Source organism: Methylopila henanensis (genome assembly GCF_042681025.1).
In the GTDB taxonomy this organism is placed as follows: Bacteria; Pseudomonadota; Alphaproteobacteria; order Rhizobiales; family Methylopilaceae; genus Methylopila; species Methylopila henanensis.
Genome location: NZ_JBHUER010000005.1, coordinates 27929 through 52309 on the forward strand (window position 1 = coordinate 27929; position 24381 = coordinate 52309).

The 24381-nt window shown below is 72.3% G+C and carries 25 protein-coding genes; 15 read left to right on the top strand and 10 right to left on the bottom strand.

Going from position 1 to position 24381, the window contains the following annotated elements; translation table 11 throughout:
* From ACFSCV_RS08500 to ACFSCV_RS08520, 5 genes are all read right to left on the bottom strand, one after another.
* Window positions 1-930, bottom strand: coding sequence for a metal ABC transporter substrate-binding protein (locus ACFSCV_RS08500; RefSeq protein ID WP_378798894.1), 930 nt, complete (start codon window positions 928-930; stop codon window positions 1-3).
* A gap of 23 nt (window positions 931-953) precedes the next feature.
* Window positions 954-1829: a metal ABC transporter permease gene (locus ACFSCV_RS08505; protein ID WP_378798895.1), complete on the bottom strand. Its 876-nt coding sequence runs from the start codon at window positions 1827-1829 to the stop codon at window positions 954-956.
* Window positions 1826-2581 carry a zinc ABC transporter ATP-binding protein AztA gene (aztA, locus tag ACFSCV_RS08510; protein ID WP_378798897.1) on the bottom strand — a complete coding sequence of 252 codons (756 nt, stop codon included), beginning with the start codon at window positions 2579-2581 and terminating at the stop codon, window positions 1826-1828. Before aztA ends, ACFSCV_RS08505 begins: the two co-directional genes overlap by 4 nt.
* Window positions 2578-2754, bottom strand: coding sequence for a hypothetical protein (locus ACFSCV_RS08515; protein WP_378798899.1), 177 nt, complete (start codon window positions 2752-2754; stop codon window positions 2578-2580). The genes aztA and ACFSCV_RS08515 overlap by 4 nt, the downstream gene beginning before the upstream one ends.
* Before the next feature lie 92 nt (window positions 2755-2846).
* Window positions 2847-3089 carry a hypothetical protein gene (locus ACFSCV_RS08520; protein WP_378798901.1) on the bottom strand — a complete coding sequence of 81 codons (243 nt, stop codon included), beginning with the start codon at window positions 3087-3089 and terminating at the stop codon, window positions 2847-2849.
* A 156-nt stretch (window positions 3090-3245) separates the two neighbouring features.
* Here ACFSCV_RS08520 and ACFSCV_RS08525 point away from each other — a divergent pair, with 156 nt between their 5' ends.
* The 5 genes from ACFSCV_RS08525 (at window position 3246) to ACFSCV_RS08545 (ending at window position 8380) form a co-directional block, all read left to right on the top strand.
* A complete protein-coding gene (locus tag ACFSCV_RS08525; RefSeq protein WP_378798903.1) occupies window positions 3246-4784 on the top strand; it encodes a gamma-glutamyltransferase in 1539 nt (512 codons plus the stop codon).
* A gap of 76 nt (window positions 4785-4860) precedes the next feature.
* A complete protein-coding gene (locus ACFSCV_RS08530) occupies window positions 4861-5997 on the top strand; it encodes an alpha-D-ribose 1-methylphosphonate 5-triphosphate diphosphatase (protein ID WP_378798905.1) in 1137 nt (378 codons plus the stop codon).
* Window positions 5994-6692 carry a DUF1045 domain-containing protein gene (locus ACFSCV_RS08535; RefSeq protein ID WP_378798907.1) on the top strand — a complete coding sequence of 233 codons (699 nt, stop codon included), beginning with the start codon at window positions 5994-5996 and terminating at the stop codon, window positions 6690-6692. The genes ACFSCV_RS08530 and ACFSCV_RS08535 overlap by 4 nt, the downstream gene beginning before the upstream one ends.
* A gap of 64 nt (window positions 6693-6756) precedes the next feature.
* Window positions 6757-7404 (top strand): DUF1007 family protein, encoded by a 648-nt coding sequence (locus ACFSCV_RS08540; RefSeq protein WP_378798909.1) that lies wholly within the window; start codon window positions 6757-6759, stop codon window positions 7402-7404.
* 4 nt (window positions 7405-7408) lie between these two features.
* Complete coding sequence (locus ACFSCV_RS08545; RefSeq protein ID WP_378798911.1) at window positions 7409-8380, top strand: nickel/cobalt transporter; 972 nt, start codon at window positions 7409-7411, stop codon at window positions 8378-8380.
* Window position 8381: 1 nt separating this feature from the next.
* On the opposite strand, the gene ACFSCV_RS08550 is transcribed toward ACFSCV_RS08545, so the two are convergent.
* A complete protein-coding gene (locus ACFSCV_RS08550; protein ID WP_378798913.1) occupies window positions 8382-9101 on the bottom strand; it encodes an ArsR/SmtB family transcription factor in 720 nt (239 codons plus the stop codon).
* A 134-nt stretch (window positions 9102-9235) separates the two neighbouring features.
* Here ACFSCV_RS08550 and ACFSCV_RS08555 point away from each other — a divergent pair, with 134 nt between their 5' ends.
* From ACFSCV_RS08555 to hemH, 3 genes are all read left to right on the top strand, one after another.
* A complete protein-coding gene (locus ACFSCV_RS08555; RefSeq protein WP_378798915.1) occupies window positions 9236-9580 on the top strand; it encodes an antibiotic biosynthesis monooxygenase family protein in 345 nt (114 codons plus the stop codon).
* A 134-nt stretch (window positions 9581-9714) separates the two neighbouring features.
* Window positions 9715-10479 carry a potassium channel family protein gene (locus tag ACFSCV_RS08560; RefSeq protein WP_378798917.1) on the top strand — a complete coding sequence of 255 codons (765 nt, stop codon included), beginning with the start codon at window positions 9715-9717 and terminating at the stop codon, window positions 10477-10479.
* A 165-nt stretch (window positions 10480-10644) separates the two neighbouring features.
* Entirely contained in the window at window positions 10645-11703 is a 1059-nt protein-coding gene (gene hemH, locus ACFSCV_RS08565) for a ferrochelatase (RefSeq protein ID WP_378798919.1), read from the top strand.
* A gap of 134 nt (window positions 11704-11837) precedes the next feature.
* Here hemH and ACFSCV_RS08570 read toward each other — a convergent pair whose 3' ends face one another.
* Window positions 11838-13859: an autotransporter outer membrane beta-barrel domain-containing protein gene (locus ACFSCV_RS08570; RefSeq protein ID WP_378799124.1), complete on the bottom strand. Its 2022-nt coding sequence runs from the start codon at window positions 13857-13859 to the stop codon at window positions 11838-11840.
* A 347-nt stretch (window positions 13860-14206) separates the two neighbouring features.
* Here ACFSCV_RS08570 and ACFSCV_RS08575 point away from each other — a divergent pair, with 347 nt between their 5' ends.
* The 4 genes from ACFSCV_RS08575 (at window position 14207) to ACFSCV_RS08590 (ending at window position 17060) form a co-directional block, all read left to right on the top strand.
* Window positions 14207-15172 (top strand): SPFH domain-containing protein, encoded by a 966-nt coding sequence (locus ACFSCV_RS08575; protein ID WP_378798921.1) that lies wholly within the window; start codon window positions 14207-14209, stop codon window positions 15170-15172.
* Window positions 15173-15182: 10 nt separating this feature from the next.
* A complete protein-coding gene (locus tag ACFSCV_RS08580; RefSeq protein ID WP_378798923.1) occupies window positions 15183-15641 on the top strand; it encodes an NfeD family protein in 459 nt (152 codons plus the stop codon).
* 70 nt (window positions 15642-15711) lie between these two features.
* The gene (locus ACFSCV_RS08585) at window positions 15712-16320 is read left to right on the top strand and encodes a sulfite oxidase-like oxidoreductase (protein WP_378798925.1); all 609 of its coding nucleotides are present in this window, start codon (window positions 15712-15714) and stop codon (window positions 16318-16320) included.
* Window positions 16317-17060 carry an FAD-binding oxidoreductase gene (locus ACFSCV_RS08590; protein WP_378798927.1) on the top strand — a complete coding sequence of 248 codons (744 nt, stop codon included), beginning with the start codon at window positions 16317-16319 and terminating at the stop codon, window positions 17058-17060. The genes ACFSCV_RS08585 and ACFSCV_RS08590 overlap by 4 nt, the downstream gene beginning before the upstream one ends.
* A 3-nt stretch (window positions 17061-17063) precedes the next feature.
* On the opposite strand, the gene modC is transcribed toward ACFSCV_RS08590, so the two are convergent.
* From modC to modA, 3 genes are read right to left on the bottom strand one after another with little or no spacing between them, the layout of a single operon-like run.
* Window positions 17064-18137, bottom strand: a complete 1074-nt coding sequence (gene modC / locus ACFSCV_RS08595) for a molybdenum ABC transporter ATP-binding protein (RefSeq protein WP_378798929.1) — start codon at window positions 18135-18137, stop codon at window positions 17064-17066.
* Window positions 18134-18817 (bottom strand): molybdate ABC transporter permease subunit, encoded by a 684-nt coding sequence (modB, locus tag ACFSCV_RS08600; RefSeq protein ID WP_378799126.1) that lies wholly within the window; start codon window positions 18815-18817, stop codon window positions 18134-18136. The genes modC and modB overlap by 4 nt, the downstream gene beginning before the upstream one ends.
* A gap of 30 nt (window positions 18818-18847) precedes the next feature.
* The gene (gene modA, locus ACFSCV_RS08605; protein WP_378798931.1) at window positions 18848-19648 is read right to left on the bottom strand and encodes a molybdate ABC transporter substrate-binding protein; all 801 of its coding nucleotides are present in this window, start codon (window positions 19646-19648) and stop codon (window positions 18848-18850) included.
* Window positions 19649-19879: 231 nt separating this feature from the next.
* Between modA and ACFSCV_RS08610 the strand changes: the two genes are divergently transcribed.
* The 3 genes from ACFSCV_RS08610 to ACFSCV_RS08620 all read left to right on the top strand — a co-directional run bounded on the left by ACFSCV_RS08610 (window position 19880) and on the right by ACFSCV_RS08620 (window position 24352).
* Window positions 19880-22132, top strand: a complete 2253-nt coding sequence (locus ACFSCV_RS08610; RefSeq protein ID WP_378798933.1) for a heavy metal translocating P-type ATPase — start codon at window positions 19880-19882, stop codon at window positions 22130-22132.
* Window positions 22133-22340: 208 nt separating this feature from the next.
* The gene (locus ACFSCV_RS08615; protein ID WP_378798935.1) at window positions 22341-22469 is read left to right on the top strand and encodes a hypothetical protein; all 129 of its coding nucleotides are present in this window, start codon (window positions 22341-22343) and stop codon (window positions 22467-22469) included.
* A gap of 200 nt (window positions 22470-22669) precedes the next feature.
* Window positions 22670-24352 (top strand): OpgD/OpgG family glucan biosynthesis protein, encoded by a 1683-nt coding sequence (locus ACFSCV_RS08620; protein WP_378798937.1) that lies wholly within the window; start codon window positions 22670-22672, stop codon window positions 24350-24352.
* Window positions 24353-24381 lie beyond the last annotated feature (29 nt).

The following is a 24381-nucleotide window of genomic DNA, read 5'->3' on the forward strand; positions in this document are numbered from 1 at the left end:
TCAGCTCGACAGCGCGCTCGTCAGCTCCCGGAGGTTCGAACGCATCATGTCGAGATAGGTCGCGGCGGGGCCGCCGGCGGGCGAGAGCGCGTCGGAATAGAGCGCCCCGCCGATCTTCGCGCCCGTCTCCTTGGCGATGCGCTCGGCGAGGCGCCGGTCGGAGATGTTCTCCACGAACACGGCCGGGATCTTCTCGGCCTTGATCTGCCGGATGATGCGGGCGACGTCTTTGGCCGAAGCCTCGGTCTCGGTCGAGACGCCCTGCGGCGCGATCATCTCCACGTCGTAGGCCGCGGCGTAATAGCCGAAGGCGTCGTGCGACGTGATGATCCGGCGGCGCTCGACAGGCACCTTGGCCCATGCGGCGCGGATTTCGGCGTCGAGCGCGTCGAGCTTTTCGATGTAGGCCGCGGCGTTCGCCTCGTAGGTCGCGCGGCCGTCCGGGTCCGCGGCGATCAGGCCGTCGCGGACGTTGGCGACGTAGATCTTGGCGTTCGGAACCGCCTGCCAGGCGTGCGGGTCGACCGCGCCATGATCATGGCCATGAGCGTGGCCATGCTTGTGGTCGTGGTCGTCCTCCTCGGCCATCTCCCGCGGAGCCACGCCCTTGGCGGCGACCACGACCGGAACCTGCGCGCCGGCCGATTTGACGAGCCGCGAGATCCAGCCCTCCAGACCGAGGCCGTTCTCGAACAGCACCTTCGCCTCCGCGACCTTCTTGGCGTCCGCGGGCGAGGGCGAGAACACGTGCGCGTCGCCATTCGGGCCGACCAGCGTCTCGACCGAAACGCGGTCGCCTCCGACCGCGGCGACGAAATCGCCGAGGATCGAGAAGGTCGCGACCGCCTTCACCTTCGCGGGCTCGGCGGCGGCGGGCAGGGTCGACAGCACGCCGGCGACGACGGCGGCGAGAAGGGCGCGGATCCGCATGGAGCTTCTCCTTGGGGGCGAGATCAGGCCGCGCGGTGGCGGCGGGGAGGCGCGAGGCGGCTGAGCGCGCCGCCATGACGGCCGAAAACGAGCGAGGCGAGATAGAGGACGCCGGCCGCGAGGATGACGGTCGGGCCGGTCGGCGTTCCGAGGTGGTACGAGAGCAGCAGGCCGGCGATCGACGCGATGACCGCGGACCCGATCGCGACCGAGAACAGGCCGCCGAGGCTCGCGGCCCAGAACCGCGCGGTCGCGGCCGGCAGCATCATCACGCCGACCGCGAGCAGGGTGCCGAGCGCCTGGAAGCCGGCGACGAGGTTGAGCACCACGAGGCCGAGGAACACGAAATGCGCCAGGCCGCCGGAGCGGCTGACCGAGGCGAGGAAGCCCGGGTCGACGCATTCGAGCACAAGCGGCCGGTAGATCAGCGCGAGCGCGACGAGCGTCACGGTCGAGACGCCGGCGAGCAGCGTCAGCGCCTGGTCGTCGAGCGCCAGCACCGAGCCGAACAGCACGTGCAGCAGGTCGACGTTCGAGCCCTTGAGCGAGACCAGGGTCACGCCGAGCGCGAGCGACAGCAGATAGAAGGCGGCGAGCGCGGCGTCCTCCTTCAGCAGGGTGGTGCGCGCGACGAGGCCGGTGAGCAGCGCCACCGAGACGCCGGCGACGAGCCCGCCCAGCGTCATCGCCGGCAACGACAGCCCGGCGACGAGGAACCCGACCGCGGCGCCCGGCAGGATGGCGTGCGCCATGGCGTCGCCGGTCAGGCTCATGCGCCGGAGCATCAGGAACACGCCAATCGGCGCGGCGCCGAGCGACAGCGCGACCGCGCCCACCAGCGCGCGGCGCATGAAGGCGAATTCGACGAAGGGGGCGAGCACCGCGTCGTAGGGCGTCATGCCGCGCGTCCCGCTCCGTGCGCGTCGCAGACCGGCGCGCGGTCGTCGAAGGCCTCCGGCATGGCGCGCGCCTCCAGCAGGCGCTCCGGCCGCAGCGTCTCGGACGTCGGGCCCCAGGCGACGGGCCGCCGCGCGAGCAGCAGCGTCTCGGGGAAGGCCTGCCGCACGATCTCCATGTCGTGCAGCACGGCGACCACGGTGCGCCGTTCGCTGTGCCAGCGCGCGATCAGCGCCAGCAGGTCGGAGACGGTCTGCGCGTCGATCGCGGCGAAAGGCTCGTCGAGCAGGATGACAGAGGCGTCCTGCAGCAGAAGGCGGGCGAACAGCGCGCGCTGAAGCTGGCCGCCGGACAGCGTGCCGACCGCCCGGCGCTCGAAGCCGGTGAGGCCGACGCCCGCGATCGCCTCGTCGATCCGGGCGTGATCGCCGCGGCTGACGCCGCCGAAGAGGCCGGTGCGCCGCCAGAGGCCGGTCGCGACCAGATCGAACACGTCGACGGGGAAGGAACGGTCGAGCTCCGCCGCCTGCGGCAGATAGGCGATCTCGCGCCGGCCGAGCGCGCCGCGGTCGATGCGGCCTCCAAGAGGCTTCAGCGCGCCGACGAGGCCCTTCAGCAGCGTCGATTTGCCGGCGCCGTTGGGGCCGACCACCGCGAGCAGCGCGCCGGAGGCGATCTCGCCGTCGAGATGATGCACGGCCGGGTGGCGGTCGTAGCCGAGCGTGACGTCGTGCAGGCGAAGCGCGGCGCTCATGCCGTGACCCACCACACCGCGAGCCAGATCAGCGCCGACGCGCCGACCGCGCCGACGAGGCGCGCGGCGGCCGAGGCGCGCAGCAGCGACAGGCCTGGCGCGTGCGCCCGCCGGCCATGGCCATGGTCGCCGTGAGAGTGATGCGCGTGATCGTGATGGGCCGTCGGGAACATGGCGCCGCCGTCTGAGGAGGACGGGCGCAATGTTATAGAGTTACATGTCCGACTTCAATCGACGCGCGGCCGCAGGGGCGCCGCAGGGCCGGTCAGCGCACCGGGTTGTGCTTCAGCGCGGTGCGGACGAACTTCACCACGATCCAGACGCCGAGCGCGAAGCCGCCGATCTCGAGGGCGTAGGTCACGATCTCGCCGAGGCCAAGAAACCCGCCGATCGCCCAGCCGCCGGCGACGCAGGCGGCGATGGTCTGGGTGGCGATCAGCACGGTGGCGGCGCCGAGGGTGATGGCGCGTCCCACGGCGGAGCCGCCGGCGGCAGGCAGATCGGACACGGGCGCGACGCTCCGGTTTGGCCGGGCGCGCGAGTGCGCCCGCAGGGTCGGCGAGCCTTTTAGCACGTTCCGCCGCGCCGTCGAGCGGCGCCGGCGCTTGCGGCCGGGGCCCGCGGTCGACTACGCCTGCGCCTCCTTCGCCCAAGCGAGCCGTCCATGATCGAAACCACCGTCTCGGACCATGGCCTTGTGGTCGCTCCGCACCCCGCCGCGGCGGAGACCGGCCGGATGATCCTCATCGAGGGCGGCAACGCCTACGAGGCCGCGATCGCCATGGCGGCGACGGCCGCCGTCACGCGCGCCGACGTCGCAGGCCTCGGCGGCGACGGGCTGTGGCTCGCGCGCGAACCCTCCGGCGTCGTCCGGGCGATCGACGCCTGCGGGGCGCCGGCGCGCGGCGCGTCGCGCGCCGGTTATGGCGCGCTCGGCTACGACGCGATCCCGCGCCGCGGCGCGATGGCGGCGCTCGCGGCTCCCGGCGCGGTCGAGGGCTGGCGGCTCGCGCTCGAGATCGCCGCCGCCTGCGGTGGCCGGCTGCCGCTTAAAGTGCTGTTCGGGGACGCGATCCGGCTCGCCCGCGAGGGCGTCGCGCTGTCGGCGGGCTTCGCGGCCCGCCTGTCCGAAGCCGCCGACGATCTCAAGCCGCAGCCCGGCTTCGCCGCGGCGTTCTTCGTCGACGATCGCCCGCTCGCGGCGGGGGACGCGCTCGTGCAGCCACGGCTCGCCGACGCGCTCGAACACCTGGCTCGGGCGGGTCTGAAGGACTTCTACGCTGGCGACGTCGCGCGTGAGCTCGCGGCGGACCTCGAACGGTTCGGGGCGCCGTTGACGCGGGACGACCTCCGGCGCGTCGGCGCCCACCTGCGCCGGCCGCTGCAGGTCCCGCTCGCCGGCGGGATCGCTTATGGCGCGCGGTCGCAGGGATTCGGGGCGCTGGCGCTGCTCGGGATCGCCGACCGGCTCGGTCTCGCCGACGACCGCGACGCGGGCTTCGTCCACGGCCTCGCCGAGGCTGCCGCGCGGGCGGCGCGCCTGCGAGACCGGTTTGGGGAAGATCTTGACGCCGATGCGGCCCTCGGCGCCGACGCGCTCCAGCGCGAGGCGGACGCGGTCGATCCCCGCCGCGCCGGCCCTCCTGGGCCCGGATTCCGCGGCGAGGGGGCGTGGTTCGGCGTCGTCGACGCGGAAGGTCGCGCGGTCTCCTTAGTCCAGACGTTGCACGATCCGTTCGGCGCGGGCTGCCTGTCGCCGGCCACCGGCGTGCTGGTCCACAATGGCGGCGCCGGACTGTCGCTCGATCCGGACGCGGCCCACGCGCTGGAGCCGGGCGCGCGTCCGCCGCTCGGCGTCACGCCGGGGCTCGCGACGCTTTCGGCCCGCGGCGACGTGCTGGTCTTCGGCGGGGGAGCGGAAGCGCAGGCCGCGGCGGCGCTGCGCCGCATCCGGCTCGGCCGCGGCGTCGGCGACGCGCTCGACGGGCCTCGCGCCCGCTTCGTCCATGGCGCGCTTCGGGTCGAGCCACGTTTCGACGGCGAGGCGCTCGACCGGCTGGAGCGCATGGGCCATCGGGTCGAGCTGTCGGGGGAGGCCCATGATCGCGTGCAGGGAGCGGCCGGCCTGATCGCCCGAAGCGCTTCGGGACGCAGCGAAGGCGGCGCCGATCCGCGCGACGACGGGGCGGCGCTCGGACTGTAATCGCGCCCCGGTCGGTTTCCTTCGCCCGCGCTCCGGCTTATCTAGCAGCGCCGTTAAGTGTGAGTCCCCGGCGGATATGGAAGCGATCCTCACCAACGCCCGGCTTGTGCTGGATGACCGCACGATCGTCGGCACGCTCGTCCATCGGGACGGCGTGATCCGTGAGGTGGCGGAAGGCCGCTCTGCGGCGGCCGGCGCGATCGACCTCGATGGCGACATCCTCGCTCCGGGCCTGATCGAGGTGCACACCGACAACCTCGACAAGCACTTCTGCCCGCGCCCCGGCGTGATCTGGCCGAATCCGCTCGCCGCGGCGCTGACGCACGACGCCCAGATGGCGGCGGCCGGCGTGACGACGGTCTATGACGCGGTCTGCGCCGGCGGCTACGACGGCGGGCAGGATTATCGGCGCGCCATCTTCCACAGCATGATCGAGGCGGTGGAGCAGGGCGCCGCCGCCGGCGTGTTCCGGATCGACCACCACATCCACATCCGCTGCGAGCTTACCGACCCCACGCTGACTGGCGAGCTGGAGCCGCGGCTTGCGTCGCCGCTGCTGGCGCTGGTTTCGCTGATGGACCACACGCCGGGCCAGAGGCAGTGGCGCGATCTCGACGACCTCCGGCGGTTCATGGCGAGCAACGGCCTCACTGGCGCGGCCGCCGACGACCTGCTGCGCAAGCGCATGGAGGCTGGCCGCGCCAACGCGGCGGAGAACCGCCCGAAGGTGGTCGCCATGGCGCAGGCGCGCGGCGCGCCGCTCGCGAGCCACGACGACACCACGGTCGAGCATGTGCGCGAAGCCCGGGCCGACGGATGCGTGATCTCCGAGTTTCCGACCACGCTCGACGCCGCCCGGGCCGCCCGCGCCGAAGGGTTGGCGACCGTCGCCGGCGCGCCGAACGTGGTGCGGGGCGGGTCGCATTCCGGCGGCGTCTCGGCGCGGGAGCTCGCGGGCGAAGGGCTGCTCGACGCGTTGTCGTCCGACTACGTCCCGTCGAGCCTGCTGCAGGCGGTCGAGCGGCTCGCCGCGTCCGAGACGCCGCTGCACGAGGCCTTCGCCTTCGCGACCTCGCGCCCGGCCGCGATGCTGGGCCTCGCCGACCGGGGCCGGCTCGCGGCCGGCCTGAGGGCCGACCTCATCCGCCTGCGCGTGGTCGAAGGCGCGCCGGTGCTGCGGGAGACGCTGGTCGAGGGGCGGAGGGTGCTGTGACCGCGCCGCGCTACGCCATCTATTACGCGCCTGCGCCAGGAAGCCCGCTTTGGTCGTTCGGCTCGTCGGTGCTTGGCTACGACGCCGCGACCGGCGCCGATATCCCCGCGCTCGCGCCGCACGGGATTTCGCAGGACGCGTGGCGGGTGCTGACCGAAACACCCCGGCGCTACGGTTTTCACGCGACTTTGAAAGCGCCGTTCCGGCTGGCCGAAGGCCGGACCGAGGACGACCTCGTGGCCGCGGGCCGCGCGTTCGCGCGTTCGCGGAAGCCGTTCCTGCTGCCGGAGCTCGAAGTCGTCGCGCTCGGGGCTTTCGTGGGATTGCAGCCGAAGCAGCGCTCGGCGGAGCTCGACGATCTCGCGAACGGCTGCGTCGAGGCGTTCGAGCCCTTCCGCGCGCCAGCGGGCGAAGCCGAACTCGCCCGGCGGCTGGAATCCCCGCTGAGCGATCGCCAGAAGGCGGCGCTCGACCTCTGGGGCTATCCTTACGTGTTCGACGACTTTCACTTCCACATGACGCTGACCGGGCCGCTGCACCCGGAGATGATCCTTCGCGTCCGCGCCGGTCTGTCGCGGCTCCACGAAGACCACGTCGCCTTCGCGTCGACGCAGGTCGACGCCGTCGCGCTGTTCGTGCAGGACCGCCCGGACGAAGGCTTCCGCATCGTCGACCGCTTCGTCTTCGCGGGCTGACGCGCCGCGTTTCGGCCGCAGTCGGGGACGACAAAGCTCGCCGTTTCGACCACCATGCGGGCCGATGACAGCGTTTCGAATCGTCCTTGCGGGCCTTGCGCTCGCCTGCCTCTGCCTCCCGGCCTTCGCCCACCCGCATGTCTGGGTGACGGCGCGAAGCGAGATCGTCTATGGGCCGGACGGCCGCATGTCGGCGGTCCGGCACGCCTGGACCTTCGACGACATGTTCTCCTCCTTCGCGTCGCAGGGGCTCGACGTCGACGGCGACGGCAAGCTCACTCGCGAGGAGCTGGCGCCGCTGGCGGAGACCAACGTCACCTCGCTGAAGGAGTTCGGCTTCTTCACCTTCTCGAAGAACGGGCAGTCCAAGGTGAGCTTCAACGAGCCGGTCGACTACTGGCTGGAGCAGACCGACGACAAGCGCCTCGTGCTGCACTTCACGCTGCCGGTGAAGGACAACGCCCCGGCGAAGGGCGCGGCGCTGAAGGTCGAGGTCTACGATCCGACCTATTTCGTCGCTTTCGAGTTCGCGAAGGACGACCCGGCGAAGCTGGTCTCGGCGCCGGACGGCTGCGCGCTCGACGTGGCGCGGCCGAAGGAGCCGGACGCGGCGGCCTCGCAGAAGCTGTCCGAGAGCTTCTTCACCGGCCTCTCGCCCGGCGACAATTTCGGGGCGCAGTTCTCGAACGCCATCAGCGTCTCCTGCCGGTGAGGCGGTGAGCGGTCGGGCCGAGCGCGTCGGGCGCGCGCTGCTGACGCTCGGGCTCGTCGTCGCCCTCTGCGGCGCGGCGGCGGCGCAGGGGGCGGGACCGTTCGGGGTCGGGCGGCCGGACGGGCCGGGAGGGGCGCCCGGCGCCGGCGGGCTGTTCGCCTGGATCGCGGCCTGGCAGGCGAGCTTCTACCGCGCGCTGTCCGCGGCGATCCGCGCCGCGAAGACCGACCCCTCCGCCTTTGCGACGCTCGCAGGCCTGTCTTTCGCCTACGGCGTGTTCCACGCCGCCGGTCCCGGCCACGGCAAGGCGGTGATCTCGTCCTATCTAATCGCGACCGGCGAGGGTCTGCGCCGCGGGGTCGCGCTCTCGACGCTCGCGGCGCTCGCGCAGGCGGTGACGGCGATCGCAGTCGTCGGGCTGCTCGCCGCCGTGATCGGGGCGACCAGCGTCGCGATCGGCGCGGCCACATGGTGGCTTGAGGCCGCGAGCTACGCCGCCATTCTGGCGCTCGGTCTGGCGCTGGTGTGGCGCAAGGGGCGGGGGCTCGCCCGCGCGCTGCAGGGCCGCTCCTCCCACGTTCACGGCGCGGCTTGCGCCCATGACCACGGCGTCGACCCGCAGCTCGTCGAAGGCCGGGTGGACTGGCGGCGCGCCGGCGCGGCGGTGCTCGCCATCGGGCTGCGGCCCTGCACCGGCGCGCTGGTGGTGCTGGCGTTCGCGGCGGCTCAGGGCATCGCCTGGGCCGGCGTCGCCGCGACCTTCGCCATGGCGGCGGGCACGGCGCTCACCGTGGCCGTGATCGCCGCCTTCGCCGTCGGCGCCAAGGCGGCGGCGCTGCGTATGGCGTCGGCCTCGCCAGGAGCCGCCGGCGTGGTGGTCGCCGCCCTCGAGACATTGGCCGCGCTGGTGATCCTCGCCTTCGGCGTGCTGATGCTGGGCGGCCTGCTGGCGGGCGGGGCCGGCTCGCCCGGCTGAGCTAGCCGGCGACCGCCGCCAGCGCCTCCGCCGCAGGGCGCGCCGTCCCGATCTCCTCGGCGAGGAAGCGGCGACCCTCCGGCGTCACAGTCAACGTCCGCTCGTCCTTCCGGCGCGCGAGCCGGCCGCGCGCGATCAGCGCCTCCAGCAGCGCCGCGCCGAGCGCGCCCGCCAGATGGTCTCGCCGCTCGCTCCAGTCGAGGCAGCAGCGCGCGAAGGCCCGGTGGGCGCAGCGCGCCCGGCCCACGTCGACGCCCTGCGCCCGGAACCAGCGCTCGCCCGCGAGCGTCGGCTCGAAGCCGTCATGGCCGCGCCGGAGCAGGTCGCGCGCGACCAGCGCCTCGACGAGATCGACCGCGACGCGGCCAGCGAGGTGGTCGTAGCAGGTTCGCGCCTCGCGGAAGGCGGCGTCCGCGGCGGACCGGGGCCGGACCGTGGGCCGTGACGCGCCGGCGAAGGACATCATCCGCTCGATCAGCTCGGCGACTTCCGAGCCCGCCAGCCGCACGTAGCGGTGGCGGCCCTGCGCGGCGACCGCGACCAGCCCGGCCGCGGCCATCCTGGCGATGTGGCCGCTCGCGGTCGCGGGCGAGACGCCGGCGAGGCTCGCGAGCTCCTTCGCGGTGCGGGCGCGGGCGTCCATCAGCACGCCGAGCATGCGCGCGCGGGTCGGATCCCCGATCAGGGCGGCGGCTTCGGCGATGAGCGGGTCTTGAGACATGGCCGCAAGCCTAGCGGCGTGCGACGCCCCGCGCGAGCGCCGACGCTTCGGCCCGCGCCGAAGCGTTTCGGCTTGCGTTGCGCCCGCGCAGGCGGACAGGGTGGGCGACTCATTCGCCTTTCGTCGGAGCCGCCATGATCGCCGTCATCTTCGAGGTCACCCCCGCCGAGGGCCGCGCCGACGACTATTTCGCCATTGCCATGTCGCTGAAGGCGGAGGTGGAGGCGATCGACGGCTTCATCTCCGTGGAGCGCTTCGCCAGCGTCACGACGCCGGGCAAGTTCCTGTCGTTGTCGATCTGGCGCGACGAGGAGTCGGTCCAGCGCTGGCGCGCGGTCGCGAAGCATCGCGCCGCGCAGACCGCCGGGCGACGCGACGTGTTCGCCGGCTACCGGCTGCGGGTCGCCTCCGTCATCCGCGACTACGGCATGGAGGACCGGGCCGAGGCGCCGCAGGATTCGCTCGCCCTGCACGGCTGAGACGCCGCGCCTTCCGGAACGCGCGCGCTATCTTCGCCGGCATGTCGAAGCCCCTTCCGGAACGTCAGTCCGTCCAGCCTCCGGCGCCCGAGGAGGCTTCGCCCGACGGGCCGCCGCCGGGCGGACGCGGCCGTATGGCGCGGTTCCGGCGCGCGCTGCACGCGCTCTACCACGGCGACAGCCGGGCCGCGCTCCGGTTCCAGGGCGCGGTGTTCGTCGTCGACCTCGCGATCATCGCCTTCTTCCTGGCCACGCCGGCGCTGAGCGGCGAGCCGATCTATCTCTGGCTCGACATTCTCATCGCCCTCGTGGTCGGTCTCGACCTCGTCGCCCGCGCGCTCGCCGCGGCCGACTTCCGCCGCTGGGTCCGCAAGCCGGACGTCTGGGTCGACGCCTTCATCTTCGTGACGCTGCTCGCGCCGGCCTGGTTCGCCAATCTGGGCTATCTGCGGGCGCTCAGGATCTGGACCCTGTCGCGCAGCCCGGCGCTGTGGCGCGGCCTGCGCCGCCACGGCCTCGCCCACTGGGAGGACGCCACCCGCGCGGTCATCAACCTCGCGACCTTCCTGCTGGTGGTCACAGGCTTCGTCTACACCGGCTTCGTCGGCCGCGCCGAGGGCATCGACACCTACGTGGACGCCCTCTACTTCACGGTGGCGACGGTGACCACGACCGGCTTCGGCGACATCACGCTCCCCGGAACCTGGGGCCGGCTGACCTCGGTGGTCGCTATGATCGTCGGCATCTCGCTGTTCGTGCGGCTGGCGCAGGCGATCTTCCGGCCGCGCAAGGTGTCCTACCCCTGTCCCCAATGCGCGCTGACCCGGCACGAGCCGGACGCGGTGCATTGCAAGGCCTGCGGCCATCCGCTCAAGATTCCGGACCACGACGAGGACTGAGGCGCCAGCCGGCGAAGGGCGGTCCTTCGAACACGTCGCGCGCGGCGGGCACGGCGGCGGTCGATCCGCCGCGGCGCGCGGGCCGTAAGGGGCTGCGGAACGGCTGTATTTCGCGCGCGAGGCGACTATGTTCCGCCGGTGTTTCAGAGGAGTTCCGACCGTCTCATGAACGCTCCCATCGTCCAGGGCGACCTGCGCGCCGTGCGCCTGCCCACCGACCATCCGCCGGTGAAGGTCGGCCGCATTGGCGTTCTGCTGGTCAATCTCGGGACGCCCGACGCCACCGACTACTGGTCGATGCGGCGCTATCTCAAGGAATTCCTGTCCGATCGCCGCGTGATCGAGACGCCGCGGCTGATCTGGTGGCCGCTGCTGAACGGGATCATCCTGACGACGCGGCCGGGCCGGAAGGGCAAGGACTACGCCTCGATCTGGAACAAGGAGCGCGACGAGAGCCCGCTCCGCACCATCACCCGTTTGCAGTCCGAGAAGCTGGCCGCGAGCCTCGCCTCCGCCTCGCCGAAACTGGTGGTGGACTGGGCGATGCGCTACGGCAATCCGTCGATCGCCTCGCGCATCGAGGCGTTGCAGAACGAGGGCTGCGACCGCCTGCTGCTCGTGCCGCTCTACCCGCAATACGCCGCGGCGACTTCGGCGACCGTCTGCGACAAGGCGTTCGACGCGCTCAAGACCATGCGCTGGCAACCGGTCCTGCGCGTCGCCCCGCCCTGGGCCGACGATCCGGTCTACATCGAGGCGGTCACGTCGTCGATGAAACGGGAGATCGCGAAGCTCGGCTTCGAGCCCGAGGTCATCCTCGCCTCGTTCCACGGCGTGCCGCAGAGCTACCTCGCCAAGGGCGATCCCTACCATTGCCAGTGCCAGAAGACCGCGCGGCTGATGCGCGAGGCGCTGGGGCTCGATGAGCGGCGCTTCCGCATCACCTTCCAGTCGCGCTTCGGGCCGGAGGAATGGCTGCAGCCCTACACCGACAAGACGGTGGAGGCGCTGGCGAAGCAGGGCGTCAAAAGCCTCGCCGTGGTGACGCCGGGCTTTTCCGCCGACTGTCTGGAGACGCTGGAGGAGATCGCCGGCGAGAACGCCGAGATCTTCCGCCACAACGGCGGCGAGAACTTCGCGGCCATCCCCTGCCTCAACGACACCGACGACGGCATGCGCGTGATCGAGCACGTGGTCCGGCGCGAACTCATGGGCTGGATCTAGGACGCGGCCGCCTGAGGTCGCTCAGGCCGGCATGTCCGCCGGAAACGCGCGGGCATGACGTCCGGCGCCAAAGACAAGGGCGGCGCCCGCATGGATTTCCCATGCGAAAGCGCCGCCCTCTCCAGACGTTGGTCTCAAAAGCCGACGCGGACGCGGCCCCGGAAGGAGTGGTCTTCCATATGGCCGCCGATCGCGCCGTCATACTCGGCGGCCAAGGCGACATTGGCGCCGACCTTCGTCCAGGCGCGCGCGCCGAGGCGGGCGTAGTCATGGCTCTTCAGGTCGAAGGGCGCGAGCGTCGGCAGTCCGCCCGCGGTCGCGACCACGCCGGGGCGGCCGCCATCGGAGAACTGGTGCTCCCAGCCGACGTTTCCGGTCAGGCCGGCGGCGCCCCATGAGGTCTTCGCCGCGACGTTCACACGCCCACCGAGCTGGGTCGTGGCCGACTCGAACTTGCGGCGGCCGTATTCCAGCGCCGTCGCGGGCGAGGTGGAGGAACGCTCGGTGAACGGGTCGATCTCGCCGTCGATGTAGGTGGCGATGAAGTACGGCCCGACCGAGATCAGCCGCTCTTCCGTGACGTTCACCGGGACGTCGTAGCCGAGGCGGAACAGCACGCCGACCTCGTCGCCGTCGGTCTTGCCGCCGAAGGAGGCGCCGGCGAGCCTGCGGCGGATGTCGTAGTCCGACCAGGTGTAGCTGCCGACGAGATTGGCGTAGCCGCCGGACAGGAAGTTCAGGCCGGCGAAGGCGCTGACGGTGGTCGACTTCAGGTCGACGTCGAGGCGGTTGCGCCCGTCGGCGTCCGCGTTGGCGAAGCCGATCGCGACGCCGAAATTGACGGCGCTCACCCAATGCGCGTCCGGAAGGATCGTGTAGTCGGCGCCGAAGTTGATCTGCGACATGCTGAAGTCGGCCGACGCGCTGCGAACGGACTGCAGCTTGCCGAACGAGCCGCCGGCGGTCGCGAACAGCTTGAGGCCGCCAAGCTCCTCCGCGCCGGCGGCGTCGCCTTCGGCGAGCTTGCCGATCTGGAACGGCAGGTTGTCGCCGCCGCCGACAAGCCCGTCCATGCGCATGCCGACCGCCTCCATCTGGTGACGGGTGACGAGGGCCGCGACCTGTCGCATCACGCCGAGCGAGCCGACCGAGATCGGCGCCATCGGGCCGACCGGCGTGCCGCCGACGCCCGAGAAGGCGAAGATGAAGGTGTTGGGCGTGCCGGTGACGGAGTCCGAATCCGGGGTGTCGCTCGCGGTGCCGAGCGAGTAGACCTCGGCGCCGACGTCGGCGAGGGCCTTCAGCGAGTCCACGACGTTTCCGGCCGCGCCGTAGTAGATCACGAACTCCTGCGTGGCGCCGGGCGCCAGCGTCGCGAAGCTGAAGTCGAACGCCGCGCCGTGGTCGTCCGGTCCGTTGTGCTCGAAATTCTGGTCGACCGTGCCGGGCGCGATGCTGGTCAGCGGCGTGAGCGGGTTGGGATCGTTGAAGCCGTTGTCTGTGGAGTTCACCAGATTGGCGGCGGGCCAGCCCTGAATGGTCACGAATTCGCTGAACTCGGTCGGCGGCACGTCCCAGTCCATCACGCGGCGGTAGCGCAGGTCGCCGATCGCCGCCGTTCCGGTGTTGGTGATGCTCACGTCCACCCGGTAAAGGTTCGTGCTCACGCTCGGCGAGAAGTCGTGGACCACCTCGGCGAACGGATTGCCGCCGACGGTAATGTTGGTCGTCGACACCGCGCTGCTGCCGTTGGAGAGCGCGTTCGTGCCGGTTCCGGACACCGTGAGCGTCGCGGTTCCCGTTCCCGTGTCGCCGTTGGACTGGCTCCGTCCAAAACCCGAGGCTGGATTGGTGAAGTCGGCGAGGCCCCAACCTTCGCAATCGCAGCCCGGCGCCAGCGCGTCGCCGCGGCCGCCCGCCGCCTCCGACGGCAGATAGGTGATGCCGATCGCGCCGTTGACCGAACCGGCCGCCGGCGCGATCAGGGTGCCGAACTCGTTGATGCCCAGTTGCACCACGCCGTTGTCGATGATCGCGGAGTCGACGACCGTCTGCGCCGCCGCCGGTTGCCAGAACCCGAACGCGAGCAGGCCAAACGCCGCCGAGGTCGAAAACAGGCCGGCGGGCGCCGACCGTTTCGATCCGTGCGTTCCCATGGTCACCAATGCGCGCATTCCATCCCCCGACGAAGATTCCAAAAACAAACCAAAATGATGCGAGCTGGGCGAATCGGTCAAGCCGCGGTGGGCGCAATCGCTCTGTCACGGTCAAGAAATCGTCAGGTGTCGCGCTGGGACAACATGCGGAAACCGGCCATCGCCGCGCATGACGTGTTGTTGTTTTCAATCGATAAGTATTCGTCCACGCTATACATGGCGCTCTGTGGGCGAGCCTGAGGCCGCCGGGCGCCAGCGCGATCGCCTTGGCGCGAAAACCGCCGGGCGCTTGCGTCGCGCGCGCGCCTCGGGCCTCATGCGCGCCGGAACGGGAAGGGAGTGAGCGTATGCTGTCCGGGTTCGACATCGCCGCGATCGCGGTCGCTGCGCTCGCAATCTTCATCATCTTCGCGGGCGTGAAGACGGTGCCGCAGGGCTTCAACTACACCGTCGAGCGCTTCCAGAAGTACACGCGCACCCTGCATCCCGGCCTGACAATCATCGTGCCGTTCATCGACCAGATCGGCCGCAAGATGAACATGATGGAGCAGGTGCTCGAGATTCCGCGGCAGGACGTCATCAGCCGCGACAACGCCATCGTGCAGGTCGACGGCGTCGCCTTCTTCCAGGTGATCGACGCCGCGCAGGCCTCCTACGAGGTGACCAATCTGGAACGCGCCATCCTTGCGCTGACCATGACGAACATCCGCTCGGTGCTGGGCTCCATGGACCTCGACCACATGCTGAGCCAGCGCGACGAGATCAACACCCGGCTGCTGCACGTGGTCGACGCGGCGGCCTCGCCCTGGGGCGTCAAGGTCACGCGCATCGAGATCAAGGACATCACGCCGCCGTCGGACATCGTCACCGCTATGGGCCGGCAGATGAAGGCCGAGCGCGAGAAGCGCGCCGCGATCCTTGTGGCCGAGGGCGCTAAGCAGGCGCAGATCCTCGAGGCCGAGGGCCGCAAGGAGGCCGCGTTCCGCGACGCCGAGGCGCGCGAGCGTTCGGCGCAGGCGGAGGCGACGGCGACGACCCTCGTGAGCGAGGCGGTGGCGGCGGGCGACACGGCCGCGCTCAACTACTTCGTCGCGCAGCAATATGTCGAAGCGCTCAAGGCCATGGCCGCCTCGCCCAACCAGAAGACCTTCGTGCTGCCTTACGAGGCGACGGCGCTGCTCGGTTCGATCGGCGGCATCGCCGAGCTCGCCCGCGACGCGTTCGGCGCGTCCGCGGACGAACGGCGCGCGTCGCAGCCGTCCGGCCGCCGCGGCAGCGTGCCGTCGTCCGGCTCCGTCCCTCCGAGCGCCTGAGCCGAAGCCGATGCTGCTGTCGCTCGTCGGGGAAATGGGATTCTGGCGCTGGATCGTGCTCGGGCTGCTGCTGCTCGCGGTCGAACTCGTGGCGCCGGGAACCGTGCTGCTCTGGCTGGGGCTCGCCGCGATCGTCGTCGGAGCGATCGTCTTCGTGATCGATCCCGGCTGGCAGGTCGAGGTCGTGGCCTTCGCGGTCCTCGCGCTCGGCGCGGCGGTCGGCTGGTGGTTCCTCGGCCGGCCCGACAACGCCGCCGCCTCCGACCGGCCGATGCTCAACCGGCGTGCGGAGCGTCATGTGGGCCGCCGTTTCGTGCTGGGCGAGCCGATCGCGGGAGGCGAGGGCCGGGTCCGGATCGACGACACCGTCTGGCGCGTCCGCGGGCCGGACCTTCCCGCAGGCGCCGAGATCGCCGTGGTCGCGGCCGAGGGCGCGACGCTGGTGGTGGAGCCGGCGCCGCGGGCCTGAGCCCGCTTGCCATCGCGCCGGCGCCGCCGCATCGTTCGGGCGCGGAACGGACGAAAAGGGGTGGGCGGACATGGCGACGCGGGGATTCACGGGGCGGCGGACGCCCTCCGACACGGCGGCCCGGACGCCGCCGGGCCAGGCCCTGACCGACGACTTTCCCGTGCTCTCCGCCGGACCGACTCCCAAGATCGACCTCGCCTCGTGGCGCTTCGCCCTGAAGGTCGGGCCGCGCACCGTGAAGGCGTGGGACTGGGCGGCGTTCAACGCGCTGCCGATGACGCGGCTGACGACCGACATCCATTGCGTGACGACGTGGTCCAAGCTCGACACGGCTTGGGAAGGCGTCGCGATCGACGATCTGCTCGCCGACGCCGGCTTGGCGCCGCCCACCGGCTTCACGCTCGCCCACGGTTATGACGGCTACTCGACCAACGTCCCCGCCGCCGATCTCGCCGGCGCCAAGGCCATGATCGCGATCCGCTACGACGGCGCGCCGCTGGAGCCGGACCATGGCGGCCCCGCCCGGCTGCTGGTGCCGCACCTCTACCTCTGGAAGTCGGCCAAGTGGCTGAACGCGCTGCAGTTCACCGAGCGCGACGAGGCCGGCTTCTGGGAGCTTCGCGGCTATCACATGTACGGCGACCCCTGGCGCGAGCAGCGCTACCACGACGACCCGTGAGCGCGGGGCCGGCGCGCGTCTCGAGCTGGCGCGAGGCGCGGATCGTCGCGATCGAGCGGCTGACGCCGCGGGTCTCGGCGTTTTCGCTGCAGCCCGAGGGGCCGATCCCGTTCCGCCCCGGCCAGCATCTGGACGTCCGCCTGACCGCCCCGGACGGCTACCAGGCGCGCCGAAGCTACTCGATCGCCTCCGCGCCGGAACGGCCGGAGCTTCTCGAACTCGCGATCGAACGGCTCGACGACGGCGAGGTCTCGCCGTTCTTTCATGACGTGGCGGAGGTCGGCGACGCGATCGAGATCCGCGGACCGATCTGCGGGCATTTCGTCTGGACGGTCGCGGATGGCGGTCCTCTGCTGCTGATCGGCGCGGGCTCCGGCGTCGCGCCGCTGATGGCGATGGTCCGGCATCGCGCGGCGGCGGGGAGCGACGTCCCGGCGGCGCTGCTGCTCGCCGCGAGAACCCGGGCAGAGGCGCCCTACCGAGCCGAGTTGGAGCGGCTCGCCGACGAGACCAGCCTCGCACTGACCTTCGCTTTGTCGCGTGAACCCGAGCCTGGTCCGCGGGAGGTCGGCCGCCGCGTCGACGTCGGGGTGGTCGCGGCTGCGCTCGGCAGGTTGCCGGCGCCTCCGTCCCATGTGTTCGTCTGCGGATCGAACGCCTTCGTCAACGTGGCGACCGACGCGCTCGCCGCCGCCGGCGTCGCCGCAAGCGTGATCCGCACCGAGCGCTACGGCGGCTGAGGCTCAGGCGCGCGCGGTCGCGACGCTCTTCACGAGCGCATGCACCACGCGGCCCGGCGCGAGCCTGAGCTCGTCGGCCGAACGCGCGGTGATCTCGGATTTCAGCACCGCGCCGCCGACGTCGACCGCGACCAGCACGTAAGGGCCGCCCGTGCGCCGGACCGAACGCACGAGGCCCGTGAGCGCGTTGCGGGTCGAGATGCGTTGCGGCGGGTCGAGCGCGAGCGCGACGTCGCGCGCGAGCAGCCTGAGCCGCAACGCGTCGCCCGGAGCCCCGATCAGCCCCGGAACCCAGATGCGATGGGCGCCAAGGGCGACGCCGGTGAGCTCGTAGGCCTCGTCGAGCTCTGCGATCTGCGCCTCGACGGTGACGCCCTCCGCGAAGCGGTCGCCCGCGCTGGCGAGCCCCGCCTTGGCCACCGCCTGCTCCACCGGGCCGGCCGCGATCACGGCGCCGCCTTCGAGCACCACGAGCCTGTCGGCGAGCCGGCGCGCCTCCTCCAGCGCATGGGTGACGTAGAGCACCGGCAGCGCGGTCTCGCGCGCCACGGTCTCGAGGAAGGGCAGCACCTCGGCCTTGCGCTCGCTGTCGAGCGCCGCGAGCGGCTCGTCGAACAGCAGCGCGCGCGGGCCGGACAGCAGCGCGCGGCCGATCGCGATGCGCTGCCGCTCGCCGCCCGAGAGCGACCGCGGCCGGCGGTCGAGCAGATGGCCGACGCCGAGCGTCTCCACCACCTGGTCGAAAGAAGGCTCGGCCGCGTCGCGCCGCCGCCTGCGCCCGAACAGTAGGTTGGAGCGCGCCGACAGATGCGGAAACAGGCGGCTTTCCTGGAACACGACGCCGATGCGGCGCTTGCGAGGCGCGAGGTTCGTGCGGGCGCCGGCGTCGAACAGCGTCTCGCCGCCGAGCGTGATCCGGCCGGCGTCGGGGCGCGTCAGCCCCGCGACGGCCGCGACCAGCGTGGACTTGCCCGCGCCGGAGCGGCCGAGCACCGCGGTGACGCCCGGCGGCGCCTCGAAGGCGGCCGCGAGGGTGAAGTCCCCGTTCGTCCGGCGGATGTCGACGGAGAGCGTCACCCCGAAATCCTCGACGACAGACGCCGCGCAAGTATTTCGGAGACGATCAGCGCCCCGAGCGACAGCGCGATCGCGACCAAAACCAACCGCCCCGCCGCGGCGTCGCCGCCGGGCGTCTGCGTCAGCGTGTAGATTTCGGCCGGCAGGGTCCGCGTCTCGCCCGGAATGTTGGAGACGAAGGTGATGGTCGCGCCGAACTCGCCGAGCGCCTTGGCGAAGCCGAGCACCACCCCCGCCAGAACGCCCGGCAGGCTGAGCGGCAGCGTGACCGCGAAGAACGCGCCGATCCGGCTGGAGCCGAGCGTCTCCGCCGCGTCCTCGAGCCGGCGGTCGACCGCCTCGATCGAGAGCCGGATTGCGCGCACCATCAGCGGGAAGCCCATCACGGCGGCGGCGAGCGCGGCGCCGGTCCAGCGGAACGAGAAGGTCAGCCCGCAGCAGGCTTCCAGGAACTGCCCCGCCGGCCCGCGGCGGCCGAAGGCGATCAGCAGCAGGTAGCCGGTGACGACCGGCGGCAGCACCAGCGGCAGGTGGATCAGCCCGTCCAGCAGAGTCTTGCCGGGAAAGCGGCCGCGCGCCAGCGCGAGCGCCGCGAGCACCGCGAGCGGCAGGCTCGCGGTCACGCCCACGGTCGCGACGAGCAGGCTGAGGCGGACGGCCGTGAGGTCGTCCGCGGACAGGCCGAGCGCTATGCCGAGCGTCTCCAGCCCTCAGCTCCCGGACGGCGGCGCGACGACCGCGAAGCCCTGCGCCTCGAAGGCCTCGCGAGCGGGGGCGGCTGTCAGACGGTTCAGGAAGGCGGCGGCGTTCGGGCTCTTCGAATCCTTGAGCAACGCTACCGGGTAGACGATCGGAGGATGGCTGTCGGCCGGGAAGGTCCCGACGATCTTCACCTTCGGGTCGGCGGCGGCGTCGGTCTTGTAGACGACGCCGAGCGGGGCCTCGCCGCGGGAGACGAGGGCGAGCGCGGCGCGCACGCTCTCCGCGCCGGCGATCCTGGCTTCGACCGCGCCCCAGGCGCCGAGCATCTCCAGCGCCGCCTTGCCGTATTTGCCGGCCGGCACCGATTTCACCTCGCCCATGGCGAGGCGGCCGTCGCCGAGGACGGCGGCGAGATCGACCCCGGGCTTGAGGTCCACGTCGCCCTTGGGCCAGTCGGTCGCGGCCACGAGCACGAGGCTGTTGCCGAGCAGCGTGACGCGGCTGTCCTTCCGGATCAGGTCCTTGCCCTCGACATAGTCCATCCAGTCGAGGTCGGCGGAGATGAACAGGTCGGCGGGCGCGCCGCTCTCGATCTGCCTGGCGAGGGCCGAGGAGGCGGCGTAGCTGGTCTTGACCTCGACGCCGGTCTCCCTGCTCCAGGCGGCCGCGATGGAGTCGAGCGCGTTCTTCAGCGAGGCGGCGGCGAATACGACCACGGGGGCCTTGGCGTCGTTCGCCACCGCTGCGACGGGGCTGAAGGCGAGGGTGAGGCCGAGCGCGAGACGCGCAAGGAACGAGCGGCGGAACATGGGCGGTCTCCTCGCCGCGGGCGTCGGGCCTGGCGGCGTCACGGATCGTGTGGGTCCCCCGTGCGCAGGGCCGCCTCCATCGAGGCGCGCGGACAAGGGCGGAAACCGCCTTCAGCGGCGGATGCGACGCCGCGGACGATGCCGCAGCGCGGCCCGCCGGGCAAGGGGAGGGCGCGCGCTTGTTCTCGGCGCGTCGCCGCAGCATCTAAGGACGCAGAGGACCGCCCGCCGATGAACCGCCCCGAACCCCGCCCCCACGTCTCCACGCCTGCGCCGCAGCCGGGCGACAGCCTCGTGCTCGACGTCGAGGGCATGCACTGCGCCGCCTGCGCGACGCGGGTCGAGCGCCTGCTCGGTCAGACGCCGGGCGTCGCCTCGGCGAGCGTGAACCTGCCGCTGGAGCGCGCCGACGTGCGCTTCGCCGGGCCGATCGACGCCGAGGCGGCGGTGGCCGCCGTGCGCCGCGCCGGCTACGAGGCCCATGTGCGCCCGGCCGACGCCGCGGCCCGCCGCGCCGCCGACGCCGAACGTGTCCTCGCGCGCCGCGCGGAGGAGCGCCGCACGCTGCTGCTGCTCGCGATGACCGCGGCGCTCGGAGCGCCGTTCCTCGTTGAGATGCTCGGCATGGCGTTCGGCGCCCATGGCGTCATACCCGGCTGGGCGCAGCTCGCGCTCGCGACGCCCGTGCAGGTTCTCGTCGGCGCGCGGTTCTACCGTGGGGCTTACGCCTCGCTGCGCGGCGGAGCCGCCAACATGGACGTGCTGGTCGCGCTCGGCACGACAGCGGCCTTCGGCTGGAGCCTCGTCCAGGTGGCGCTCGGGCTCGGCGGGCCGCTCTATTTCGAGGCGGCGGTCGCCGTGCTCGGCTTCGTGCTGCTCGGCAACCTGATGCAGGCGCGGGCGACCGCCGGCGCCAGCGCCGCGCTGACCGCCCTCGGCGAACTCACTCCGGCGCGCGCCCGCCGCGCGCGTACCGACGGCGGCGAGGACGACGTCGCGGTCGAAGACATCGCGATCGGCGACCTCGTGAACGTGCGGCCCGGCGAGCGCTTCCCCGTCGACGGCGTCGTGCGCGAAGGGCGGAGCGAGGCGGACGAGCAGCTCATCACCGGCGAAAGCCGACCGGTCCCGAAGGCCGCGGGCGACGCGGTCGCGGCGGGCGCGCTCAACGGGTCCGGATTCCTGGCGGTGGAGGCGACCGCGGTTGGCGAGGACGCCACCCCTGCGCGGATCGGCCGGCTCGTCGCCCGCGCCCAGCTCGCCAAGGCGCCGGTGCAGCGTCTGGTCGATCGCGTCACGGCGGTGTTCGTGCCGGTCGTCGTCGCGCTCGCCGTCGTGACCTTCGCCGGCTGGATGCTCGCGGGCGCCGGCGCGGGCGTCGCGCTCAGCGCGGCGATCGCGGTGCTCGTCATCGCCTGCCCCTGCGCGCTCGGCCTCGCGACGCCGGCGGCGCTGGTGGCGGGCGCAGGGGCCGGGGCCCGCGCCGGCGTGCTGGTGCGCGACATCGAGGCGCTGGAGCGGGCGGCGCGCGTCGACGCCGTCGCCTTCGACAAGACCGGGACGCTGACCGCCGGACGCCCGGCGCTGGTGGCGGTCGAAGCGATAGACGGCGACGGGCCGAAGCTGCTGGCGCTCGCCGCCGCTGTCGAGCGCGGCTCGGAGCATCCGCTCGCGGGCGCGGTGGTCGAGGCCGCCGAGGGGCAGGGGCTCGCTATCCCGCGCGCGTCGAACGTGGAGGCCCGGCCGGGCGACGGGGTCGTCGGCGAGGTCGGCGGCGCGCGGGTCGCCGTGGGCGGCGTAAGGCTGCTCGCCCAGAACGACGTCCACACCGCGCCGATCGAGGCGCTGATCGCGCGCCACGCGGCCTTAGGCCGGACCGTGGTCGCGGTGTCGGAGGGGCGGCGGCCGCGCGGCGTGCTGGCCTTCGCCGACGCGCCCCGGCCGGGCGCGGCGGAGGCGGTCGGCCAGCTCCGCGACGACGGCGTCGAGGTGATCATGCTGACGGGCGATTCGGCGGAGGCCGCGGCGCCGGTCGCGCGCGCCGTCGGCGTGGAGCGGGTCGAGGCCGGGGCGAGGCCGGCGGACAAGCTCGCCGCGATCGCGCGGCTGCAGGCCGAGGGCCGCCGCGTCGCGATGGTGGGCGACGGCGTCAACGACGCTCCCGCGCTCGCCGCGGCCGATCTCGGCATCGCCATGGGCGGCGGCGCCGACGTCGCGCTCGAGACCGCGGGCGTCGCCCTGCTGCGCCCGGACCCTCTGCTTGCCCCGGCGGCGCTGCGGCTCGCGCGCCGCACGGTCGCGACCATCCGGCAGAATCTGGTCTGGGCGTTCGCCTACAATCTGATCGGCCTGCCGCTCGCGGCGTTCGGGCTGCTGTCGCCCGCGCTCGCCGGCGCCGCGATGGCGCTGTCCTCGGCGAGCGTGGTGCTGAACGCGCTGCGGCTGGCGCGCTGGACGCCGGACGGCCGCCCACGGGCGGCGTAGCGCGGGCGCCACAGGGCGGCGGCTATGCGCGGCCTGCCCTGTGCGCAACCCGGACGAACCGGCCGGACGCCTTGACCGCCGGACGCCTGCGGGCGAATTCCCCGCGGGCGCGGTGAAACGGTTTGACGACTTCGGCGTTCAATATCGGATCGTTAAGCCTCCCGCGGCAATCTCGTCGCTCGCAAGCCCCCGTTCCGGAACTCAGTCCATGCGTGTCGTGATCTTCTTCGCTTCGATTCTGTCCGTGGTGGTCGCCGTGGCGGCGCTGCCGCTCTCGCCCGCCGAAGCGGTGACGAAGGCGTCCGACGCGCCGCATCAGGCCGCCTACGGCCGCTGACTGGGGCTTCCGCCCGCCACATCCGCGTGATCGTGCCGGCTTGACCTTCGAGGTCATCGACCGAACGGCAGCTGCGCTCTATGTCTTGTCCGCGACGACCGCGGACGGGACCTCCTGACGGACAAGGATCGCGCGGCGCGGCCGTGCGGTCCGCCTTAGGCGGGACTGTTCCCGGGTCGTCGTCTGGCCCGCCTCCGTCGATGAGCGTCCCCCACGTGCCGTCCCGCGAAACATCCGACATTCTCCTCGACCGCCGCGTTCTGCTGAAGATCGGGCTCGCCGCGCAAGCCGCCGTCGCCTTTGGGGCGGAGGCCTTCGCCCAAGGGGCGGGCGGCGTCGACGACCTCAAGTTCGGTCCCGCCGAGCCGTTCTCCTATGACGGCCTCAAGAAGCTCGCGCTCGACAAGGCCTCGAAGCCTTACGCCGAGCCCCCGCGGCCAAACCCGGAGATCGTGCGCAAGATCGACTACGACGCGCATGGCAAGCTGAAGTTCAATCCGGATCACGCGCTCTACGGCAAGTCGCCGGGCGCCTATCCCATCACCTTCATGCATGTCGGGCAGTTCTTCCCGAAGACGGTCCGCATGCACGCCGTCGCCGACGGCAAGTCGCGCGAGATCCTCTACGATCCGGCCTATTTCGACATGCCGGCGGACCACGTCGCCAAGGGGCTGCCACCGCAGCCGTCCGCCTATGCGGGCTTCTGGGTGCGCGAGGCCAAGGACGAGGTCACAGACAAGGGCGACTGGAAGACGCGGGAGCCGTTCGCAACCTTCCTCGGCGCGTCCTATTTCCGTGCGATCGGCGGCCTCGGCCAGGTCGGCATGTCGGCCCGCGGCGTGGCGCTGTTCCCGGAGCCCGGCGCGGCAGAGGAATTTCCGGATTTCACCTCGTTCTGGTTCGAGCCGGCCAAGGCCGACGGCGAGCCCGTGACGGTCTACGCGCTGCTCGACGGGCCCTCGCTCGCGGGCGCCTACCGCTTCCTGATCCGCCGCACGCCGCAAGGCACGCTGATGGAGATCGAAGCCGCCTGCACCATGCGCAAGGACCTGCCGCGTCTGGGGCTCGCGGCGCTGACCTCGATGTACTGGTACTCCGAGACCGCCAAGCCCGAGCTGATCGACTGGCGGCCGGAGGTGCACGATTCCGACGGCCTCGCGATGTGGACCGGCTCGGGCGAGCGCATCTGGCGGCCGCTCAACAATCCGCCGCGCATCGTGACCTCGACCTTCTCCGACGAGCGCCCGCGTGGCTTCGGCCTGCTGCAGCGCGACCGTGTGTTCGACCACTACCAGGACGGCGTGAAGTACGAGGACAGGCCGTCGACCTGGATCGAGCCGGTCGGCGACTGGGGCAAGGGCGCGGTGCAGCTCGTGGAGCTGCCGACCGACGACGAGATCCACGACAACGTGGTCGCCTACTGGATCCCGGCCGAGCCCGCCAAGGCCGGCAAGACCGTCTCGCTCGCCTACAAGCTCTATTGGCAGGACGAGGAGCCCTATCCGACCCCGCTTGGGCGGGTAGTGGCGACGCGGCTCGGCCGCGGCGGCCAGCCCGGCCTGCCGCGGCCGCAGGGCGTGCGCAAGTTCATGGTCGAGTTCCTGGGCGGCCCGCTCGCCGACATCCCCTACGGCCAGACCGTCGAGCCGGTGCTGTCGGCCTCGCGCGGCACGTTCTCGTATATCTACGCCGAGGCGGTGCCGAGCGACGTCAAGGGCCACTGGCGCGCGCAGTTCGACCTGACAGCGGAGGGCTCAGATCCGGTCGAGATGCGCTGCTACCTCAAGGTCGGGGACCGGGTGCTGACCGAGACTTGGCTGTTCCAGTACCATCCGCCGGCCCAGCCGGCTCCGCCGCCGCCTGCGCCTGACGCCCCGCGGTGAGGCGGGGCGTCAGGCGCTTGGCCGAAGCC

Bases quoted from the DNA above. Each gene is read 5' to 3' on its own strand.
- ACFSCV_RS08500 (WP_378798894.1), bottom strand. From the start codon at position 930: ATGCGGATCCGCGCCCTTCTCGCCGCCGTCGTCGCCGGCGTGCTGTCG.
- ACFSCV_RS08505 (WP_378798895.1), bottom strand. From the start codon at position 1,829: ATGACGCCCTACGACGCGGTGCTCGCCCCCTTCGTCGAATTCGCCTTC.
- aztA (WP_378798897.1), bottom strand. From the start codon at position 2,581: ATGAGCGCCGCGCTTCGCCTGCACGACGTCACGCTCGGCTACGACCGC.
- ACFSCV_RS08515 (WP_378798899.1), bottom strand. From the start codon at position 2,754: ATGTTCCCGACGGCCCATCACGATCACGCGCATCACTCTCACGGCGAC.
- ACFSCV_RS08525 (WP_378798903.1), top strand. From the start codon at position 3,246: ATGATCGAAACCACCGTCTCGGACCATGGCCTTGTGGTCGCTCCGCAC.
- ACFSCV_RS08530 (WP_378798905.1), top strand. From the start codon at position 4,861: ATGGAAGCGATCCTCACCAACGCCCGGCTTGTGCTGGATGACCGCACG.
- ACFSCV_RS08540 (WP_378798909.1), top strand. From the start codon at position 6,757: ATGACAGCGTTTCGAATCGTCCTTGCGGGCCTTGCGCTCGCCTGCCTC.
- ACFSCV_RS08550 (WP_378798913.1), bottom strand. From the start codon at position 9,101: ATGTCTCAAGACCCGCTCATCGCCGAAGCCGCCGCCCTGATCGGGGAT.
- ACFSCV_RS08555 (WP_378798915.1), top strand. From the start codon at position 9,236: ATGATCGCCGTCATCTTCGAGGTCACCCCCGCCGAGGGCCGCGCCGAC.
- ACFSCV_RS08560 (WP_378798917.1), top strand. From the start codon at position 9,715: ATGGCGCGGTTCCGGCGCGCGCTGCACGCGCTCTACCACGGCGACAGC.
- hemH (WP_378798919.1), top strand. From the start codon at position 10,645: ATGAACGCTCCCATCGTCCAGGGCGACCTGCGCGCCGTGCGCCTGCCC.
- ACFSCV_RS08570 (WP_378799124.1), bottom strand. From the start codon at position 13,859: ATGGGAACGCACGGATCGAAACGGTCGGCGCCCGCCGGCCTGTTTTCG.
- ACFSCV_RS08575 (WP_378798921.1), top strand. From the start codon at position 14,207: ATGCTGTCCGGGTTCGACATCGCCGCGATCGCGGTCGCTGCGCTCGCA.
- ACFSCV_RS08580 (WP_378798923.1), top strand. From the start codon at position 15,183: ATGCTGCTGTCGCTCGTCGGGGAAATGGGATTCTGGCGCTGGATCGTG.
- ACFSCV_RS08585 (WP_378798925.1), top strand. From the start codon at position 15,712: ATGGCGACGCGGGGATTCACGGGGCGGCGGACGCCCTCCGACACGGCG.
- modA (WP_378798931.1), bottom strand. From the start codon at position 19,648: ATGTTCCGCCGCTCGTTCCTTGCGCGTCTCGCGCTCGGCCTCACCCTC.
- ACFSCV_RS08610 (WP_378798933.1), top strand. From the start codon at position 19,880: ATGAACCGCCCCGAACCCCGCCCCCACGTCTCCACGCCTGCGCCGCAG.
- ACFSCV_RS08615 (WP_378798935.1), top strand. From the start codon at position 22,341: ATGCGTGTCGTGATCTTCTTCGCTTCGATTCTGTCCGTGGTGGTCGCC.
- ACFSCV_RS08620 (WP_378798937.1), top strand. From the start codon at position 22,670: ATGAGCGTCCCCCACGTGCCGTCCCGCGAAACATCCGACATTCTCCTC.